Annotated in this window: 13 protein-coding genes; 9 read left to right on the top strand and 4 right to left on the bottom strand. The window is 57.1% G+C overall.

The genetic code is table 11. From position 1 onward, the window contains the following. Positions 1-12: 12 nt before the first annotated feature. Complete coding sequence (locus QIT27_RS06565; protein ID WP_285263259.1) at positions 13-1,101, top strand: carboxysome shell carbonic anhydrase; 1,089 nt, start codon at positions 13-15, stop codon at positions 1,099-1,101. Here QIT27_RS06565 and QIT27_RS06560 read toward each other — a convergent pair. After that, positions 1,047-2,138, bottom strand: coding sequence for a tRNA-queuosine alpha-mannosyltransferase domain-containing protein (locus QIT27_RS06560; protein WP_285263258.1), 1,092 nt, complete (start codon positions 2,136-2,138; stop codon positions 1,047-1,049). The two genes, QIT27_RS06565 and QIT27_RS06560, sit on opposite strands and share 55 nt — an antisense overlap. Before the next feature lie 138 nt (positions 2,139-2,276). Between QIT27_RS06560 and QIT27_RS06555 the strand changes: the two genes are divergently transcribed. The 4 genes from QIT27_RS06555 to QIT27_RS06535 all read left to right on the top strand — a co-directional run bounded on the left by QIT27_RS06555 (position 2,277) and on the right by QIT27_RS06535 (position 8,968). Further along, on the top strand, positions 2,277-2,651 hold the full coding sequence (locus QIT27_RS06555) for a response regulator transcription factor (RefSeq protein WP_285263257.1): 375 nt from the start codon (positions 2,277-2,279) through the stop codon (positions 2,649-2,651). Next, positions 2,648-4,705, top strand: a complete 2,058-nt coding sequence (locus QIT27_RS06550) for a 3'-5' exonuclease (RefSeq protein ID WP_285263256.1) — start codon at positions 2,648-2,650, stop codon at positions 4,703-4,705. The genes QIT27_RS06555 and QIT27_RS06550 overlap by 4 nt, the downstream gene beginning before the upstream one ends. A 206-nt stretch (positions 4,706-4,911) precedes the next feature. Further along, on the top strand, positions 4,912-7,641 hold the full coding sequence (locus QIT27_RS06540) for an ATP-binding protein (protein WP_285263255.1): 2,730 nt from the start codon (positions 4,912-4,914) through the stop codon (positions 7,639-7,641). 118 nt (positions 7,642-7,759) lie between these two features. Next, positions 7,760-8,968 (top strand): EAL and HDOD domain-containing protein, encoded by a 1,209-nt coding sequence (locus QIT27_RS06535; protein WP_253016263.1) that lies wholly within the window; start codon positions 7,760-7,762, stop codon positions 8,966-8,968. Here QIT27_RS06535 and QIT27_RS06530 read toward each other — a convergent pair. Both QIT27_RS06530 and QIT27_RS06525 read right to left on the bottom strand, forming a co-directional pair. After that, complete coding sequence (locus QIT27_RS06530) at positions 8,961-9,293, bottom strand: HlyU family transcriptional regulator (protein ID WP_159342298.1); 333 nt, start codon at positions 9,291-9,293, stop codon at positions 8,961-8,963. The two genes, QIT27_RS06535 and QIT27_RS06530, sit on opposite strands and share 8 nt — an antisense overlap. 54 nt (positions 9,294-9,347) lie before the next feature. Continuing rightward, the gene (locus tag QIT27_RS06525; protein ID WP_159342299.1) at positions 9,348-10,568 is read right to left on the bottom strand and encodes an argininosuccinate synthase; all 1,221 of its coding nucleotides are present in this window, start codon (positions 10,566-10,568) and stop codon (positions 9,348-9,350) included. Positions 10,569-10,775: 207 nt separating this feature from the next. Between QIT27_RS06525 and rnt the strand changes: the two genes are divergently transcribed. Both rnt and QIT27_RS06515 read left to right on the top strand, forming a co-directional pair. Then, positions 10,776-11,447 (top strand): ribonuclease T, encoded by a 672-nt coding sequence (gene rnt / locus QIT27_RS06520; protein ID WP_159342300.1) that lies wholly within the window; start codon positions 10,776-10,778, stop codon positions 11,445-11,447. Between the two features lie 193 nt (positions 11,448-11,640). Next, the gene (locus QIT27_RS06515; protein ID WP_285263254.1) at positions 11,641-12,900 is read left to right on the top strand and encodes a 6-phosphofructokinase; all 1,260 of its coding nucleotides are present in this window, start codon (positions 11,641-11,643) and stop codon (positions 12,898-12,900) included. Positions 12,901-12,998: 98 nt separating this feature from the next. Here QIT27_RS06515 and QIT27_RS06510 read toward each other — a convergent pair whose 3' ends face one another. Then, complete coding sequence (locus QIT27_RS06510) at positions 12,999-14,714, bottom strand: bifunctional protein-serine/threonine kinase/phosphatase (protein WP_159342302.1); 1,716 nt, start codon at positions 14,712-14,714, stop codon at positions 12,999-13,001. 373 nt (positions 14,715-15,087) lie between these two features. Between QIT27_RS06510 and ppa the strand changes: the two genes are divergently transcribed. Continuing rightward, on the top strand, positions 15,088-15,618 hold the full coding sequence (gene ppa / locus QIT27_RS06505) for an inorganic diphosphatase (protein WP_044627994.1): 531 nt from the start codon (positions 15,088-15,090) through the stop codon (positions 15,616-15,618). 179 nt (positions 15,619-15,797) lie between these two features. Continuing rightward, the gene (gene dsbD, locus QIT27_RS06500) at positions 15,798-17,666 is read left to right on the top strand and encodes a protein-disulfide reductase DsbD (protein ID WP_285263253.1); all 1,869 of its coding nucleotides are present in this window, start codon (positions 15,798-15,800) and stop codon (positions 17,664-17,666) included. Positions 17,667-17,688 lie beyond the last annotated feature (22 nt).

Below are 17,688 nucleotides of genomic sequence, written 5' to 3'. Positions count from 1 at the left end.
CAGGACCGCCCCATGCCTAGCCCCGCCGCCCTGCTTCACCGCCAGCCGATTGCCCAACGCATCGACGCGCTACTCGACCTTGCCAAACAGCACGCCGAGCGCTTCTGTAGCCCCGACGCTTGGCTTGCTCGTCAGCGCTACCTGGCACAGCACCCTACGTCGATCGTGGTGATGAAGTGTATGGATGGGCGGATTCACATTCCCCATGCTACCCGCACGCCGCTTGGGATCATTACGCCGTTTCGTAATTTGGGGGGTATTTTTGATCTGGGCTGGCCGTATCTAGGCGAGCTCATCACCGAGTCGGTACTGCAAGCGGCTGACCGTGGCCGCGCCACACTGCTGCTGATTACCTACCACTTCTCTAGCGGTCATCACGCACGCGGCTGCGCCGGGTTCAACTGCGATACCGAGGCTGCCAAAGCCCACGCGTACGCCATAGCTCAGCAAGCGGGAGAGCTGTTTGGTCACGACCATCAGCAGGTGTACCCACTGGTGTGCGGCTTTGAAACCGATAGCGACGCCATGATCCTTCACGGCCAAGGTGGCGAGATGCTCGACATACGCGACTGGATCGACCGCCAAGCGAGTGATTTACCCGCCACGTTAGCCAGCGTTTGCCCCGACATGCCCGATGATATTCAACGGGATCTACTGCCGCTGCTGGTGGGCAACATGGCCCATGTGAGCGAGCTAAGCGGTGTCACCCGGGCGCTTGAGATTGAACACCGCGAATGGGTCATTTGCATTGGCCGTGGGTTCGATTTCTTGCACCTTCCCAACACCGCGCTGATTATCGGCCCCTACGGCCCGGACTTGGCCGCGCCCATTGCAACCGCCGCAAGCATCATCGACGCCAACATGCGCGCCGGGCGGATTCCCGATGATGGCTTTATGCTGCTGGCCTCCACGCCCTACCAATACAGCGGCGTGGATCGGGCGCGGGCCGCGCTGAAATCACGCTTTTTATCGGATTTTGCCGAGCAGGTAATTCGTCACCATCACCCACGGCTTGCTGAGAAAATGCGTCGCCATACGGCGGTGGTTCACTGGCCCACCCGGCGAATGGATTCATTAGACCCACCTTCCACCAGCAACTGACGGTACGTTTCACGCCAGCTCGGCCACTGCCAGGGCTGCGTATCCAACGGCGCTGGTTGACGATTGGGTTCCAACAGCCACGCGCTCAAGCGCAGGTAGAGCCCCTCTGGTGTGCCATCGTAGCGGTATTGGACGGGGTAAAGTTCAGGAAAGCAGAGCCTATCTGGCACTAGCGGCGTGGCTCCGCGTTGGGCGGCCTCCATGATCGCCAGCCCCTGAAACTCGTGCCAAGTAGTGGACACCGCGATGCCGCCACCGTTGAGCAGCGCGCGGTACTCGGCCTCCGGCTGCGGCCCCCAGCAGATGATATGTTCAGCCAAACGTGCCTCCGCCTCGGCAAAGATCGGCGGCACGTCGCGAAACTGCTGGCCAAGCACCGCCAACTCGAACGGCACCTGCTGCTCGCTGAGTTTGAACAATACCGCGAAGAAGTCCTCCGGGTTTTTGTCATACTCCCAGCGGTGGTTCCAAATCAGCCGCCGTGGGTTTGCGTTGCCAGCAGCGCTACAGGTAGCAGGCGCAATGGGCACGGGCACCACGCGAGCGCTTTGACGTAACCGTTCTAGCGGTTTAGCCGCCGGCAGATTTTCCGGCATTTTCTTTAAAAAACGCCGCGCACCGTCAAAAAAAGAGTCCCGGTTATAGGCGGTGTTGAACACCAGCACATCCGCCGCCAGTGCCGCATACAGGTTGACCATTTTGGCTTCTACCTGGGGCATCTGATCGCTGGATTCTGGGTAGGCGAACTGATTTTCGTGAAAATAGACGATCTTTCTAGCCCGCCCCAGGTGGGGAAACAGGCCCAGCAAGGTGGCAATATCTACCATGGATGTTGCCAGCACTACATCGTAAGGCTGACTTAATCGCTCATACTCTTTTAACCACCAGCTCAACGGGTTACTGCGAATGCGCCAAGAGAAGTGGCGTGGCGGCAGACTGAGCAGCGTCCAGTCCACGTCGGTGACTTCGGCCATCAGGCTGTTTGCCCAGTAACGGTGGCTAACCGCTTCATAAGCCGATAACAATAAAACGCGCATTATTCTGTCTACCGTGAGAGGTTCTCTGCATACCCCGCATTCGGCCAAGGTCGTCTTGGCCGAATGCCTCATGCTACATACACTTAACTCAACATTTGCCGTCTGATTGATCATCTAACGTCGCTGGGAGAGACCATAATGGCCAACGTATTAGTGGTCGATGATGAGCCCAATATTCTACTGTCGCTTGAGTTCCTCATGTCCCAGGCGGGGCTGACGGTGACCACGGCCGCCGACGGCGAAACGGCACTGCGAAAAATCGCCGAGGCCGCCCCTGACCTTCTGCTCCTGGATATCAGCCTGCCTGGCATCAGCGGCTTTGAAGTGCTCGAACAGCTTCGTCGCGATGAATCCGAGCGGCATTTACCGGTCATCATGTTAACGGCTCATGGCCGTGAAGTAGAGCGAGAAAAGGGCTTTGCGCTGGGTGCCGATGACTACGTCACCAAACCTTTCTCGACCCAACAGTTGGTCGAGAAAGTCAAAGCATTACTCGTCGAGCGTGCCACATGACCCTCAAAGGACTCCCTAAACGCCAGCGCTTGGTCGGTGTATGGCTACTGCTCAGCGGCGTTAGCCTTTTAGGGGGCGCCCTTTTTGCCGCTTGGTTAGATAGCCAGTTGGCGCTTTCGGGCATGGCGCGTTGGGTTCTATGGCTAGGCAGTTTATCAGGCGGTATTACGCTCTTTTCAATAGGCCTGCTGCTAGAGCGCATGCTCTTCACGCCCCTACGTCACCTTCAAGCGCAGTTGGCGCGCTGGGTCGCCAATCCCGATGCCCCAGATGACCACACCGCCGAGGGCTGGTTAACAGGGCTCGGCCCAGACCTTCGCCGGGTCAGCCACCGCTGGCGAGCCGACCGCGCACGGCTTACCACCGCGCATGCAGAAGGCGCGCGCAGTGCCTCGCGTATCCGTCAAGAGCTGGAGACGCTGCTCCAGGTACTGGAAACACCGCTACTTCTCTGTGACCGGCATCGGCGTGTGATGCTGTTCAATCAGGCGGCCGAAACATTTTTTGCGGGCAATACCGGGCTAGGGTTGGGTAAACGCCTGGACGCCCTGTTGCCGACCGCGACGCTAGCCCATGCCATAACACAACTGCCCGACGATGGCTCGCCCCGTGAAATGCTCGCCCCCTGCGGCCAGCGCTGGCTAAAGGTGGTCGTTCGCCGGGTACCCGGTAGTGAGCATGAAACACTGGTGACCTGTACCGATACGACCACCACCTGGAACAATGAAATGGGCGTGCGCGCCGCCCTAAACCGCATGCTTCCTCCATTACGCCAACACGCGGCCAATCTGAGCAGTGCCGCCGACGCATTGCGCCAACTCCCCTGTTCTCAAACGTCACCCGCGCTGCGAACACGTTTCGAGCACGTCATGCACGACGAAAGCCAAGCGTTGAACCAGCGCGTTGCCGAGATCGGAACCCTGTTGGACGACCTTCAGTATCACGGCGAACGCTTGCGGCCCATCTGGTCCAACGATTTTTGGCAATCGCTGGATGAACGTCTCGACCCCGCCCAGCGCTTGATTACACCTATCGGTGTCCCCGCCTGGTTCAAGGGCGACGCCCCCGCCCTCATCGAGCTGTTCGCGTCATTGGTGGAACATTTGCGCTGCCACCTGCCCGCCAGCGGCTTCGAAGGTGAAATGACGCTTCACCCGAAACGCGCCTACGTAGATCTCATTTGGCGAGGGGTGGCCGTGCCTGAAAGCGAGCTCAGCGTCTGGCGCGAATCACCATTGACCACGCTGCCACTCAGCCCCACCGTGGCCGATATACTGCGCCAGCACGCAACCGATATTTGGAGTGTCACCGACACGGACAAACGCCATGCCAAGCTGCGGCTGCCGCTCCCTGTTATCGCTCAGACGCAAGCGCCAAGAGAGATGGCACCGCCACGCCCGGAGTTCCATGATTTTGGCATCGCGCAGTTACCAGCGCCGGATGACACCTTAGCCAATCGCGCGCTGCGCAGCTTGGAGATCGTAGCATTCGATACGGAAACCACTGGCCTTGAGCTCCGCCGAGGCGATACGGTGATTAGCTTGGGCGCCTGCCGGATCGTCAATGGCCGTTTGCTGGCCAACGATGCGTTCGATCATTTCGTCGACCCCAAACGCACCATTCCTGCTGCCAGCACCGTGATTCACGGGATTACCGATGCGGACGTTGCCGGTGCGCAGCCGCTAAATATCGTGTTGGGCCTCTTTCGAGATTACGTGGGCGATGCCGTCATGCTCGCCCATAACGCCGCTTTCGATATGCTAGCCATTAGCGGGCACGGCGTTCATTTCGATATGCCGGTGCTAGACACGCTCCTGCTGTCAAAAGCCCTCGATGAGGCGCTGGATGGTCACGATTTGGATACGCTGGCCAAACGTTACGATTTACGCTTTCCTCCCAATACCCGGCACACAGCATTAGGAGATGCCCGTGTAACGGCGGAGCTTTGGCTGGCACTCTTACCCCGCCTGGAAGCCCGTGGCATCGATACGCTAGACGCGCTATTGGCACTTCAGGCCAATGCCTTCGATAAAGAGGACGCTAGCGCGCCATGACGCCTCCCCACTCTGATCCTCGGCAGCGGGAGAGACGCCTTGCGCTAGTGCTACTTGCCCTCTTCCTGTTCTGCCCCCCCGTCCTGCTTTTGATTGATCGATTGCCCAGCGCGGTAGGCTGGCTGCCGATCTACCTCTTATTGACCTGGGGGGCCCTCATCGGTCTAGCGGCTTGGCTGGCCGAACGCCCCAAGAGGTCGTGAACCATGCGCAGCGATGGGGTCGTCATTGCTATCGCCTTTGGCTATTTGGCGCTGCTATTTCTGGTGGCCGCATGGGGAGACCGTCGCGCCGAACAGGGTCGTTCGCTCATCAATTCGCCGACCGTTTACGCCTTGTCGATTGCCGTCTACTGTACGGCCTGGACGTTTTACGGCAGTGTTGGCCGCGCCGCACAGTATGGCCCTAGCTTTCTGCTGATTTATCTGGGGCCTACGCTGGCCATGCTGCTGGCCCCGTTTACGCTGCGTAAAATGGTACGCATTGCCGCCCATCAGCGCATTACCTCCATTGCCGATTTCATTAGCGCCCGCTACGGCAAAAGCGCTCAACTCGGGGCGTTGGTCGCCCTTCTGGCCTTGATCACCATTACCCCTTACATCGCGCTTCAGCTCAAAGCCATCACGGTGAGTCATGCGGTGCTCATGAACTACCCACTGAGTGCCGACAGCACACTGGACAACGAACGGTTCTGGATGGATCGCTCTTTTTGGATTGCGATGGTATTGGCGCTGTTCATCATTCTGTTTGGCACCCGCCACCTGGATGCCAGCGAACGCCATGAGGGCATGGTGGCAGCCATCGCCGTCGAGTCCGTCGTCAAGCTAGTGGCCTTCCTATCGGTGGGTATGTTCGTCACCTTCCTGCTGTTCGATGGGCCTGCCGCCCTTCTGGCAGACGTCGCCGCAACGCCTGACCTTATCGATAGTATGCGCCTGGAGACGGTGCCGGGAGGCGCCACCGGTTGGGTAGGCATGCTGCTGCTCGCTTTTCTGGCGTTCTTTACGCTACCCCGGCAATTTCAAGTGCTGGTCGTCGAGAACGTGGACGAACAGCATTTGGAACGCGCGAGTTGGCTGTTTCCACTCTATTTGCTATTGATCAACCTGTTCGTGATTCCCATTGCCTTCGCGGGTCTGTTGTTGGGCAAAGGCGACCCGGATAGTTTCGTGCTCACCCTTCCGCTATCCGCAGGTCTGGAGGGACTGCCGCTCTTGGTGTTCATCGGCGGTCTCTCCGCCGCCACCGGCATGGTCATCGTCGAGACCATCGCGCTCTCGACGATGGTCAGTAATCAGCTCGTGATGCCGCTGCTGCTAAGGTTCAAAGGGTGGTACACGGGGCGTGAGGGTCGTTTAGCCGACTGGCTGCTCAACGTGCGCCGCCTGGCGATCGTGGTCATTCTGCTCATGGGCTATCTCTACCATGCATGGATTGGCGACAGCTATAGCCTCGTGACCATCGGATTGGTCTCGTTTGCAGGTGTGGCGCAGTTCGCCCCGGCCCTTTTGATTGGGCTGTATTGGCGTGGGGCCACTCGCCGAGGGGCCACGATGGGGATGGTGGCAGGCTTTATGGTGTGGTGTTATACGCTGCTGCTGCCGGGCTTTGCACAGTCCGGCTGGCTAGAAGCCTCTTTCGTCACACAGGGGCCCTGGGGCATTGGCTGGTTATCCCCGTACGCCCTGCTGGGGCTAAGCGGATGGGATATCTATACACACTCGCTGTTTTGGAGCATGGTGTTGAACGTTGGCTTGCTCATCACTATTTCTCTCTTCACTCGCCCCACTCCCATGGAGCAGACTCAAGCAGCGCTGTTCACCGAAGCCATGCATGCGCCTCTGCCGACGGCATCACGCTGGCAGGGTCAAACCACCGAAGGCGCTCTGTACGCACTCTTGGTGCGCTTTTTGGGCCATGGAGCAACGCACCGCGTATTTACCGCCCCGTATGCCTCCTTGGAACGGTCAGATGCCCACCAGCGCCCCGCGTCAGGAGCCCTGATCACCCGTGCGGAACAGGCGTTGGCCGGGTCACTCGGCAGTGCGTCTGCCAGCGTATTGATCCATTCCGTGTTGCGCGGTGAAGCGTTGGACATGGCGTCGGTGCTAACGATTCTCGACACGACCTCCCAGGCATTGGAGTACAACCGTCGACTGGAGCAGAAGTCTCAAGAGCTAGCTCGGGTCGGTGAGGAACTACGCAGCGCCAACGAGCGATTGCAAGAAGTAGATCGCATGAAGGATGAGTTCGTTGCAATGGTGAGTCACGAGTTGCGTACCCCACTGACGTCCATCCGCTCGTTTGCCGAAATATTACGCGATACTCCCGACATCGAAGCAGACAAACGGCAGCAGTTTCTGCGCATCATGGTGCTGGAGAGTGAGCGCCTATCTCGCCTGATCGATGAAATTCTCGATTTGGCACGACTTGAGAGTGGACGCCTTTCCCTCAAACCCATCCCCGTCGATCTAATGCATATCGCCAAGCAGAGCAGCCAAGCACTGGCACGGCTTCACGCCGATCAGGGTATCGATGTCGAGTGGGTGACTGACGTATCCATCGCCATGGTCATGGCCGACCCAGACAGGCTCGAACAAGTCATCATCAATCTGTTGGAAAACGCACGCAAGTTTGCCGACCCCGACCATCCGATCGTACGGTTACACATTTATGCGACAGATCACGCTGTTTGCTTGAGCGTTGAAGATAATGGGCCCGGCATTCCTGTCGACGAACGTGACAACGTCTTTGAAAAGTTTTATCAGTTGAAATTGGCCAAGCGTAAACAGACAGACCAACGACCTAAAGGGAGCGGTTTAGGCTTACCCATTAGCCGCGCCATTATTCATCACTTGGGTGGTAAACTTTGGGTTGACACTTCAGCGTTAGGTGGCGCTGCCATTAAGCTATCGCTTCCTCGCCATACCGTTTAAGTGAATAATTGTGCCATTCAACGCATTGTGACTCAATGTAACTAGCGCCTATCAGCGCTTTTACGCTATTCTTCGCGGCCTCGCACGTTTTCCCCCTGACAGTCGGAGCAGCGGCACTATGCAAGGGTCAGCGCAAGAAGAGACCAGTACCGGCCATTACACCATCGCTATCCAGCCTATCGTTAACGCCCAGCTACACCATGTGGCTGATGAGCTGCTCTATCGTGGCGATTTTTCGGCTGGCACTGCCGCCGTCTTTGATGATGTGCAAGCCACCGCACGCGCCTGCGCTGTTGCCATCTATGAAATTGGATTGGATAAACTGTGCGGTCAGCGAAAACTCTTTATTAATGCCTCCGGGGAGTGGTTACTAAACCCGGATCTTGACGGTTTGCCAAAAGAGCAAATCGTGATCGAAGTGCTTGAAGACACGGCCGTGAGTGATGCACTTTTAACGGCGTTACGTCAGTTAAAAACCCAAGGCTATACATTGGCCCTGGATGATTTTGAACTTACCGACGCCAATCGATCATTATTGGCCTTGGCAGATATTATTAAGTTCGATATTTCGACTGGGCTTCCGAAGGCACTCATTCAACGTCTTTATCAAGATGGTTATACACTGTTGGCCGAACGCGTAGAAACCTACGAAGAGTTTGAACAGTGTAAAGCACTGGGATTTAGCTTATTTCAAGGTTATTTTTATCAGCGCCCACAGGTACAAACGACAAAAACCCAGCGACACAGCACGTCACGTGCCAATCAAATGCAGCTACTTGCTCAGCTCTACAGTGATAAAGTGCGCCTGCCGGCGCTGAGCACGCTCATTGCTCGCGACCCATATTTATTGAACGCCGTCTTCAAGCGCGCCAACTCGGCAGAAAAGGCCTCTCAGCGTCCTGCCTACAAGCTGATGGACTGCATTCACATCATTGGCTTGAAAGAGCTACGTACATTGGTATCGATCGTGATGCTCGCGGGGAATAATCCTGCTAGTAAAATCAATCTTACCAGCGGATTAACACGTGCATTTGCGTGCGAAGCGCTCGCAGAACAGCGTGGATTAGACGAGGAAGAAGGCTTCATTGCCGGACTCTTTTCGCATATGCCGGTCATTTTGGGTATCGACCTCGATGCAATGCTGCAAGAACTGCCGCTGAGCCAAACGATCCATCAAGCCCTCACTTTGCGTCAGGGCCGACTCGGCCGACTGCTCACCGATATTGAAGCAAGCGAACAAGGCAGCACGAGCTCCGATGTGCCTGCAGAGTTGATGCTGCAGGCGGCAGCTGAAGCACGGGCCTTGATGGACACGCACATTAGCTAGAGGATTGGCTCTCGCGGCGAGGGTCGGGGTCGAACATCGCATCGCCTACTTCATCGATATAGCGTTGCGCCTTCGACACCATCAAGGCGTCGCACGCGTCACGCCCAGGCAGCATATCGGAACGCTCGAAGCGGTGCTCCTGAGCGCCCCCTTGGCTATCGGGTTTGCGTATCCAGCCGCTAACACGGTACTGGCCACTTTGGTGATCAGGCTGTGAGACGATGAGGTACTCTTTATACTCCACCGGCTCAGCGGCCTTGGTGCCTGTGCTCGCCTCACCACTGCCTTGCGCGCCAAACAGCCCTGACAGCAATTTTTTAAACATACCGACTCCTGTCCGTCACGCGGTGGCCAGCTTAGCGCTGGCCACCGTCGAACGTTAGCTCTGCTGACGGCCTTTACCTGCGGCGATACGCAGCCGCAGTGCATTCAGTTTGATGAAGCCTTCGGCGTCTTTTTGGTTGTAAGCGCCCGCGTCGTCTTCGAATGTTGCGATAGATTCATCGAACAGGGACTGCTCGGACTTGCGCCCCACCACGGTCGCGTTACCTTTGTACAGCTTCATGCGCACCACACCGGAGACACTCTTCTGCGTCTCGTCAATGGCCGCTTGCAGCATACGGCGCTCCGGGCTCCACCAGTAACCGTTATAGATCACTTCAGCGTATTTGGGCATGAGCTGGTCTTTGAGGTGGGCCTCTTCGCGATCCAGCGTCAGTGATTCGATAGCGCGGTGGGCACGCAGCATGATCGTTCCCCCCGGCGTTTCATAACAGCCGCGCGACTTCATACCTACATAGCGGTTTTCGACGATATCCAGACGACCGATACCGTTGTCACCACCCAACTTGTTGAGCTTTTCAAGCACTTCGTGCGGCTTGAGCGCTTCGCCGTCGATGGCCACGATGTCGCCTTTCTCGAACGTCAGCTCAACGTAGGTGGGCTGCTCTGGCGCGGCTTCCGGTGAAACGCTCCAGCGCCACATGTCCTCTTCGGCTTCGGCCCACGGATCTTCCAAAATGCCGCCTTCGTAGGAGATGTGCAGCAGGTTGGCATCCATGGAGTAGGGAGATTTCTTCTTCTTGTTGGAGAAATCCACCGGGATGTTGTGCTCTTCGCAGTAAGCCATCAGCTTCTCGCGGGACGTTAGGTCCCACTCGCGCCAGGGTGCGATGACCTTGACGCCAGGCTTGAGCGCGTAGCCACCCAGCTCGAAACGCACCTGATCGTTACCTTTACCCGTTGCGCCGTGGGAGATGGCATCGGCGCCGGTTTCGTTAGCGATTTCGATCAGGCGCTTGGCGATCAGCGGGCGAGCAATGGAGGTACCCAGCAGGTACTCACCTTCATAGATGGTGTTGGCACGGAACATCGGGAAAACGTAGTCACGCACGAACTCTTCGCGCAGGTCTTCGATGTAAATCTCTTTCACGCCGAGAGCCTGGGCTTTAGCACGGGCGGGCTCGACTTCTTCACCTTGACCGATGTCGGCAGTAAAGGTCACTACCTCGCAGTTGTAGGTCTCTTGCAACCACTTAACGATAACGGACGTGTCCAGGCCGCCTGAGTACGCCAGCACAACCTTTTTGACATCGGACATTCTTTGCTCCTTGTAAAAAGCAGTTCACCAAAAGGGGCAGCGCCCGTCAGCGCTACCGGTTATTCAAACTGAGAGTATAGCGTTCTCAATGCTCAGCGAATACCGTCAACGACGCCTTAGGGGTAAAGCTGCTAGAATCACCCCAACCGTAGCGGCAACTGACACCGCTAACCCTGACCGACTACTCGCTTTACTAAGGAGAGCTGCATGAGCGAGGCAATTGCCCGCGAATTGATGGCCCAGCGTTTTCGCAGTTATTTACCGGTTGTCATCGATTTGGAGACGGGTGGGTTCAATGCCCAGACGGATGCCGTATTAGAGATTGCAGCGGTCACACTCACCATGGACCCCGATGGCAATTTACTGCCTGATGCCACCTATGCGTATCATATCCACCCCTTCGAGGGCGCTAACGTCGAACAGTCGGCGCTAGACTTTACAGGCATCAATTTGGATGACCCGCTTCGGCGCCAGGTGGCGTTGAGCGAAGCTGAAGCACTGGGTGAAATTTTTCGGCCCATTCGTAAGTCGTTGAAGGCACACGGCTGTTCGCGGGCGATTCTCGTAGGCCACAATGCCGCTTTCGACCACGGTTTTTTAAACGCGGCGGCCAACCGCTGCAACGTCAAGCGCAACCCGTTCCACCCTTTCTCCAGTTTCGATACGGCAACGCTGGCCGGTTTCGTGTATGGGCAAACCGTGCTCGCTAGAGCTTGCCGCGCCGCGGGGATCGAGTTCGACAATAAAGCGGCCCACTCGGCGCGCTACGACACCGAACGCACGGCCGAGCTGTTTTGCGCCATGGTCAACCGTTACAAAGATCTCGGCGGCTGGCGACTGGCGCAGCGTGAGCAGGCATTGGATGGGGGCGATGAGTAATCCTTACCATCGCCCCCTTGAAACAGCATGTAATGCAGCAGAAATGGCTTTACGCTAAACTTTGCGTCGCTTACGAGCGCTTGGCTCGCAGCGCGATGTAAAGGTGCGCTTGCGACGTACCGGCAAGCAAAGGAGTGACCGCTTGCCGTCAACAACGATGAAACCAACCGTTTTCAGGAGATGAGACGTTTCCATGGCCCAGCATAATGCCTTTTACGCCCAGTCCGGTGGCGTTACCGCCGTCATCAATGCCAGCGCCTGCGGCGTTATCGAAGCTTGCCGGCAAGCCCCCGACCAAATCGGCAAGGTGTATGCCGGCCATAACGGCATTATTGGTGCGCTGACGGAAGATCTGATCGACGTCACCCAAGAGAGTGATGAGGCCATCGCTGCGCTTCGTCATACGCCGGGTGGCGCCTTTGGTTCCTGCCGCTACAAGCTGAAGGACATCGACACTCACCGCGCCCAGTACGAGCGCCTGATCGAGGTCTTCAAAGCACACGATATCCGCTATTTCTTCTATAACGGCGGCGGCGACAGTGCCGATACCTGCCTAAAAGTTTCTCAGCTCTCCGAAAAACTGGGGTATCCGCTGACGGCCATTCACGTTCCCAAAACCGTCGATAATGATCTACCTATTACCGACAACAGCCCTGGTTTCGGCAGCGTCGCGAAATACATTGCCACGTCGACACGTGAAGCATCGCTGGATATCGCCTCCATGTGCGCCACCTCCACTAAGGTGTTTGTGCTGGAAGTCATGGGTCGCCATGCGGGCTGGATCGCTGCCGCCGGCGGTTTGGCAGGTGACGGGGAAGGCGAGCCTCCGCACTTGATCATTTTCCCGGAAGTCTCTTTCAACCGTAAAGCGGTCATGGCGCGCGTGGATGAAAGCGTCAAGAAATACGGTTACTGCGTAATCGTTGTGTCCGAAGGCGCGCGTTATGAAGATGGCACCTTCCTGGCAGATGCAGGTAATACCGACGCCTTCGGCCACCGCCAGCTGGGCGGCGTTGCGCCTACCTTGGCCGGCATGATCAAGCAAGATTTAGGTTATAAATACCACTGGGCAGTGGCCGATTATCTGCAGCGTGCAGCGCGCCACTTGGCCTCCAAAACCGACGTTGAGCAAGCCTATGCGGTAGGCCGTGAGGCGGTAACACTGGCACTGGCAGGCAAAAACTCCATGATGCCTGCGATCCGCCGCATTTCACAAAGCCCTTACCAGTGGGACGTGATCTCTGCGCCGCTGTCGCAAATCGCGAACCAAGAGAAGTTCATGCCCCGCGACTTCATCAGCGAGAGCGGCTTCGATATTACCCAAGCGTGCCGTGACTACCTGTCGCCGCTCATTCAGGGTGAAGACTTCCCGCCCTTCGAGAATGGCCTACCCAAAGTCGCTAAGCTCAAACTGGCGAAAGTAGAGCAAAAACTGCCTAAATTCACGCTGTAACGACTGCTGGCGGCCGACGCTCAAGGGGCGATGATGCCGTCATCGCCCCTTTTTAATGGCAAGCCTGATGGCTGGTGGATATGCGCTCGGCAGATGCCCTAACGCAGTAGCCAAGACAGCACCAGTAGTAATAGCAAAATACCCGCCACGCCTTGCCAAAAGCGTCGAGACTCCGTGCGCGGCTCCTCGCGCTGGGGAAGCCGTCCTAGCGGAATCCGTAGCGCATGGAGAAATTCTGACATACGCCTGAAACGCAGCGGCCGCTGGGGATCCAGCGCTCGCCGCAACGCGTCATCCAGTGCAGGCGTTATTTCCGGATTGGTCGTACGGGCGCTACGGTAGCTGAGCTCTTCTAAATCGGTATGACAACGCAGTTTGTTTGGCGTCAGCGTGTAGGGTAACGCGCCGGTCAGCAGCCAATAGACCGTGGATGCCAGCGAGTACTGATCACTGCGTCGGCCCACGCTGTCGCCTAAGGCGTATTCGGGGGCCGTATGCTCGTTAAAACCGATTTGACGAAGCAGCTCACCCGAATGACGGTGACCATCGACCTCGCGCATGTGACAGGCGCTGAAGTCGGCCAGCACCACTTTGCCATGCTGATCGATCAGCACGTTGTCTGGGGCGATTTGCTGATGGATGATATCGCGATGATGCAGGGCTTGGACGGCCTTACCTAGCTGATTGGCGATATCCAAACGCTGAATGAGGCTCGCCTGGGGATGTCGCTCGGCCCAATGGCGCAGCGTCTCGCCTTCCACGTTCTGCATGAGGTAGTAGAGGTAGCGACGCGGACGAGAAGGCTCCATGACTTTGACCACGAAGGGAGAGTTCACCCGTTCGACCACCCACTGCTGCAGAAGAAAGTGCTCCAGGTAGGCATTGCGCAGCGATAGCTCCGGACTCGGCGCTTTCATCACCATCACCCGATCGCTGTGCACGTCGCGTACGCGGTACACCCTCGACTGCGCATTGCGGGATAGCACCGCCTGCACTTCCAAACCATCCAAACGCTCGCCGGGTGTCAGTTCCGGAGGAATCGGCAAATCACCGTACAGCAAGTTGGGATGGTCGGAGGCCTCCTCCGGCAACTCGTCGATACGAAGCAGCTGAAAGCAAAATTGATCGCCCCCGTAGCCCCGCTCTTGAGCACGCTGCTTCGCCTCGCTCGCCAAACGCTCGCAGGCGGCATCCAGATCGCTGGCATCTTGACGAATGAGACGCACGTAGTCCGAAGGCATTAGCGTCCCGCGCACCGCTTGGGTGGTGAACACGAAAAGATCGCCCTGCTTCAGCGCCAGATGGGTGTAGTCGATGTCGACACTGCCATCCATCCCCAGCGCGCGTGAGGGGTAGCGATACCCGCCCACATCGGTCACGTGGTCACGGGTCAACTGTTCGAACTCAGCCCCTCGCAAGCGAAACACCAGCGTATCGCCCATGTGGAAGAGATGACCCTCGCGGCCTAAAAACACCATGGCAGAGAGCGACGAGACAAAACTCCCCTCTTTGACATGCTGGCTTTGGCTGTAGCACCAGCTATTCAAGGCACGCAGCACGCGAGTGGCCGATGTTTTGGTGTCCCAATGATCTGGCGTCGAGTAGTAATCCGCAAGAAACCCACGCACGCTCAAGTCTCCCGCCTGTTTTGCCATGGTATTGCGAGAGATCGAGTCACTAATCACCGCACAGCCGCCCTTTACTTTCAACAGTGGCGCTTCCGGCAGACGCACCGACATCGAGCTGCGGTGCTGCCGCCGCTCCGGGGCAACGAACGCTTGACCATAACTAATTAGTAACTGGGCGTGCGCCAACTCATCCTCCTAGGCTTACGGCTCACCATCGCAACGACATCTTAGGAACCTCTGACGGCCCTGGCTACCACGGGGGGTATCATACACGCTGGCAACGCGAAGCGATGCCCACCAAACGTCGCGAACGGTGCAAAATCCCTTGTCAGCCTCTCATGGCGCCAGCGCATGAAGGGCGATTCTCCTTGCCCCTTTAACCGGCCAAGCGCGTAATGATGATTTTCTACCGCGTCCACCCCTTAAGTGCCAAACACCTATGTCGCATTGGTAATCTATCGACCATGTTCGTATAATTCTCCACCATTAATGCAATGCATCAACTGCTTAGTGACTGTGCTCTACAGTCGGTAAGAAAAGCCAAGCCAAGGAACCAACGATGAACTTTGATAACATCCCCGCTGGAAAGGATCTGCCCAACGATATCTACGTGGCGATTGAAATTCCTGCAAACCACGCGCCGATTAAGTATGAAATCGACAAGGACATGGGTGCCCTCCTCGTTGACCGTTTCATGGCCACGCCCATGTTCTATCCGGCCAACTACGGCTTTATTCCTCACACGCTGGCAGACGACGGTGACCCCCTAGACGCGCTGGTCGTCACCCCCCACCCGGTCGCGCCCGGCAGTATCATCCGCGCTCGTCCCGTTGGCATTCTGAACATGACCGACGAAGCCGGTGAAGATGCCAAGCTGGTCTGCGTACCGCACCCCAAACTCTCGACGCTGTATGACGACGTTCAGGAAGTCACTGACCTTCCTGAACTGCTTCGCCAGCAGATTGCTCACTTTTTCGAGAACTACAAAGACCTCGAAAAAGGCAAGTGGGTGAAAGTCGAGTCGTGGGAAGGCGTCGAAGCCGCCCGTAAGGCCATCGAAAAGTCGGCGGCTGCTTACAAAAAAGCGTAAACCTTGCCGTAACGCCGATGTTAAAGGCCGCCTCATGAGGCGGCCTTTTGCGTTTTGATTAACGGTGCAGGAAGCACCGCGTCACGTCACCGCAGACAGTACGCTCCCTGTGGCAACTGCGCTATCCTGCCCAGTAGCACCCTTTTGATACGACTGCGTAAGGATACTCCGTGTTACTCATGCGACGTTATGCTCTGTTTTTTTTACTGTGCTGGCTGCCCGTTATTGCCCATGGGCAGTGGTTTTCCTCCAGCAACGACAGTGATTTCTTGCCGGTCATGGAGGCCTTTCAGCCGAGCGCATGGCACGACGGGGAAACCTTGAGCATCGGCGTCGACATCGCCGATGCGTACTATCTCTATCGTCACCAGCTGTCGGTGACCAGCCAGCAACCCGAGATTGAGCTGGGTACCCCAGAGATTCCGCAGGGCACCTTCACCACGGATGAGTTCATGGGGGACGTGTACGTTTTCCGCGATCGCGTGGTTTTCGACGTTCCGCTCAGTGAGCCATCTAGTGGACCCATCGAGATCGAACTGACCTTTCAAGGGTGCGCCGATGCAGGATTGTGCTATCCACCTGAGCGCATCACACTTGAAGCCGCAGAAGCATCACCGCCCAGCGCCTTTGCCAATTGGCAAAATGAAAGTGCTCAGAGCGCACCAAATCAAACAAGCATGGGTGGACCTGCCTCAAGCAGCGCAGCCCCTCAATCGGGCGAGAGCACTGGCTTCTCCGCACCGCAAAGTGAAGATAGCAAATTCAGCGCGCTGATTAGTGATACCAGTCTACCGCTCGCCCTAGGACTCTTTTTCCTCGCGGGTATTGGGCTCACCTTTACGCCCTGCGTGTTACCGATGATTCCTATTCTGTCGTCCATAGTGGTTGGCCAAAACCCCACCAAACCCCGTGCTTTTGTCCTGTCAGCCAGCTATGTACTCGGCATGGCCATTACCTATGCCTTGGTGGGGGTGCTAATGGGGCTATTTGGTGCGGGGCTCAACCTCCAGGCACATTTACAGTCCGCTCCTGTTTTAATTGCGTTCGCCCTACTGTTTACCCTGTTCGCTTTGGCGATGTTTGGCGCTTTTGACCTACGCATGTCCCCGCGAATCGCTAGCAAAGTCGATGCGTGGCAAGCCCGTGCTCAGCGCAGCGGCCCGCTGGGCTTGGCAGTGGCGGGTGCGCTGTCAGTGCTAGTGGTATCTCCTTGTGTAACAGCTCCGCTAGCAGGCGCCTTGGTATTTATCTCCTCTACTGGGGATGCCGTCATGGGGGGCGCGGTATTGTTTGCGCTGGGGCTCGGCATGGGGCTTCCTTTATTGCTCGTGGGCACCTTTGGGGCCACTCTGCTCCCCCGCTCGGGCGGCTGGATGAATGGCGTTAAAATTGCTTTCGGTTTGCTGTTACTGGGCGTAGCGATTTGGATGATTGAGCGCTTGATTGCGCCATCAATCTCTCTTCTGCTATGGGCGGCCCTAGCAATCGGTAGTGCCCTCACCCTTGGCGCACTGAATACATCGCCCTCTCACGGCTGGGCAAAAGCCCGGCAAACGGCGGGGTTAATGCTGTTGGCCTGGGGGGTAGCACTAGTGTTGGGCGCCGCTCAAGGAAGCAGTAACCCTTTGCGACCGCTATCGGTGACCACTTCTGGTACAGGTGAAACCGCTACCACTCCGGTCTTTGAAGAAGTCGACAGTCTCAGCGCACTTCAGTCTGAGTTGGAGCAAGCCTCTCAAGCAGGGAAGCCCGTGTTTGCCCACTTTACGGCAGACTGGTGCATCTCTTGCAAACTCATGGAGAGAGACGTCTATCCAGACCCACACGTGTCAGAGGCATTGAACGATTTCCAACTCATTGCGGTCGATGTGACAAAGACCGATGCACAGAGCCGCGAGTTGCTTGAGCACTTCCAGCTCTTTGGCCCTCCCAGCCTGCTACTCTTTGACGGGGGCAATGAAGTTCGCGACGCGCGCATTCAGGGTGAGATCACCACGACAGCACTGGTCGAGCATTTAGAGGCTTTCAAGCGTTGGCAGCAGAGCTAAGTCGCCCGATTAGCCGTCGCTC

The sequence above is a fragment of the Halomonas sp. LC1 genome (assembly GCF_030247125.1).
GTDB lineage: Bacteria > Pseudomonadota > Gammaproteobacteria > Pseudomonadales > Halomonadaceae > Vreelandella.
Note: the sequence above shows the minus strand (reverse complement) of the source record. Positions and strands in the feature narration are given on the sequence as shown.

Coding starts and splice junctions, on each gene's coding strand:
- QIT27_RS06565 (WP_285263259.1), top strand. CDS start 13: ATGCCTAGCCCCGCCGCCCTGCTTCACCGCCAGCCGATTGCCCAACGC.
- QIT27_RS06560 (WP_285263258.1), bottom strand. CDS start 2,138: ATGCGCGTTTTATTGTTATCGGCTTATGAAGCGGTTAGCCACCGTTAC.
- QIT27_RS06555 (WP_285263257.1), top strand. CDS start 2,277: ATGGCCAACGTATTAGTGGTCGATGATGAGCCCAATATTCTACTGTCG.
- QIT27_RS06550 (WP_285263256.1), top strand. CDS start 2,648: ATGACCCTCAAAGGACTCCCTAAACGCCAGCGCTTGGTCGGTGTATGG.
- QIT27_RS06540 (WP_285263255.1), top strand. CDS start 4,912: ATGCGCAGCGATGGGGTCGTCATTGCTATCGCCTTTGGCTATTTGGCG.
- QIT27_RS06535 (WP_253016263.1), top strand. CDS start 7,760: ATGCAAGGGTCAGCGCAAGAAGAGACCAGTACCGGCCATTACACCATC.
- QIT27_RS06530 (WP_159342298.1), bottom strand. CDS start 9,293: ATGTTTAAAAAATTGCTGTCAGGGCTGTTTGGCGCGCAAGGCAGTGGT.
- QIT27_RS06525 (WP_159342299.1), bottom strand. CDS start 10,568: ATGTCCGATGTCAAAAAGGTTGTGCTGGCGTACTCAGGCGGCCTGGAC.
- rnt (WP_159342300.1), top strand. CDS start 10,776: ATGAGCGAGGCAATTGCCCGCGAATTGATGGCCCAGCGTTTTCGCAGT.
- QIT27_RS06515 (WP_285263254.1), top strand. CDS start 11,641: ATGGCCCAGCATAATGCCTTTTACGCCCAGTCCGGTGGCGTTACCGCC.
- ppa (WP_044627994.1), top strand. CDS start 15,088: ATGAACTTTGATAACATCCCCGCTGGAAAGGATCTGCCCAACGATATC.
- dsbD (WP_285263253.1), top strand. CDS start 15,798: ATGCGACGTTATGCTCTGTTTTTTTTACTGTGCTGGCTGCCCGTTATT.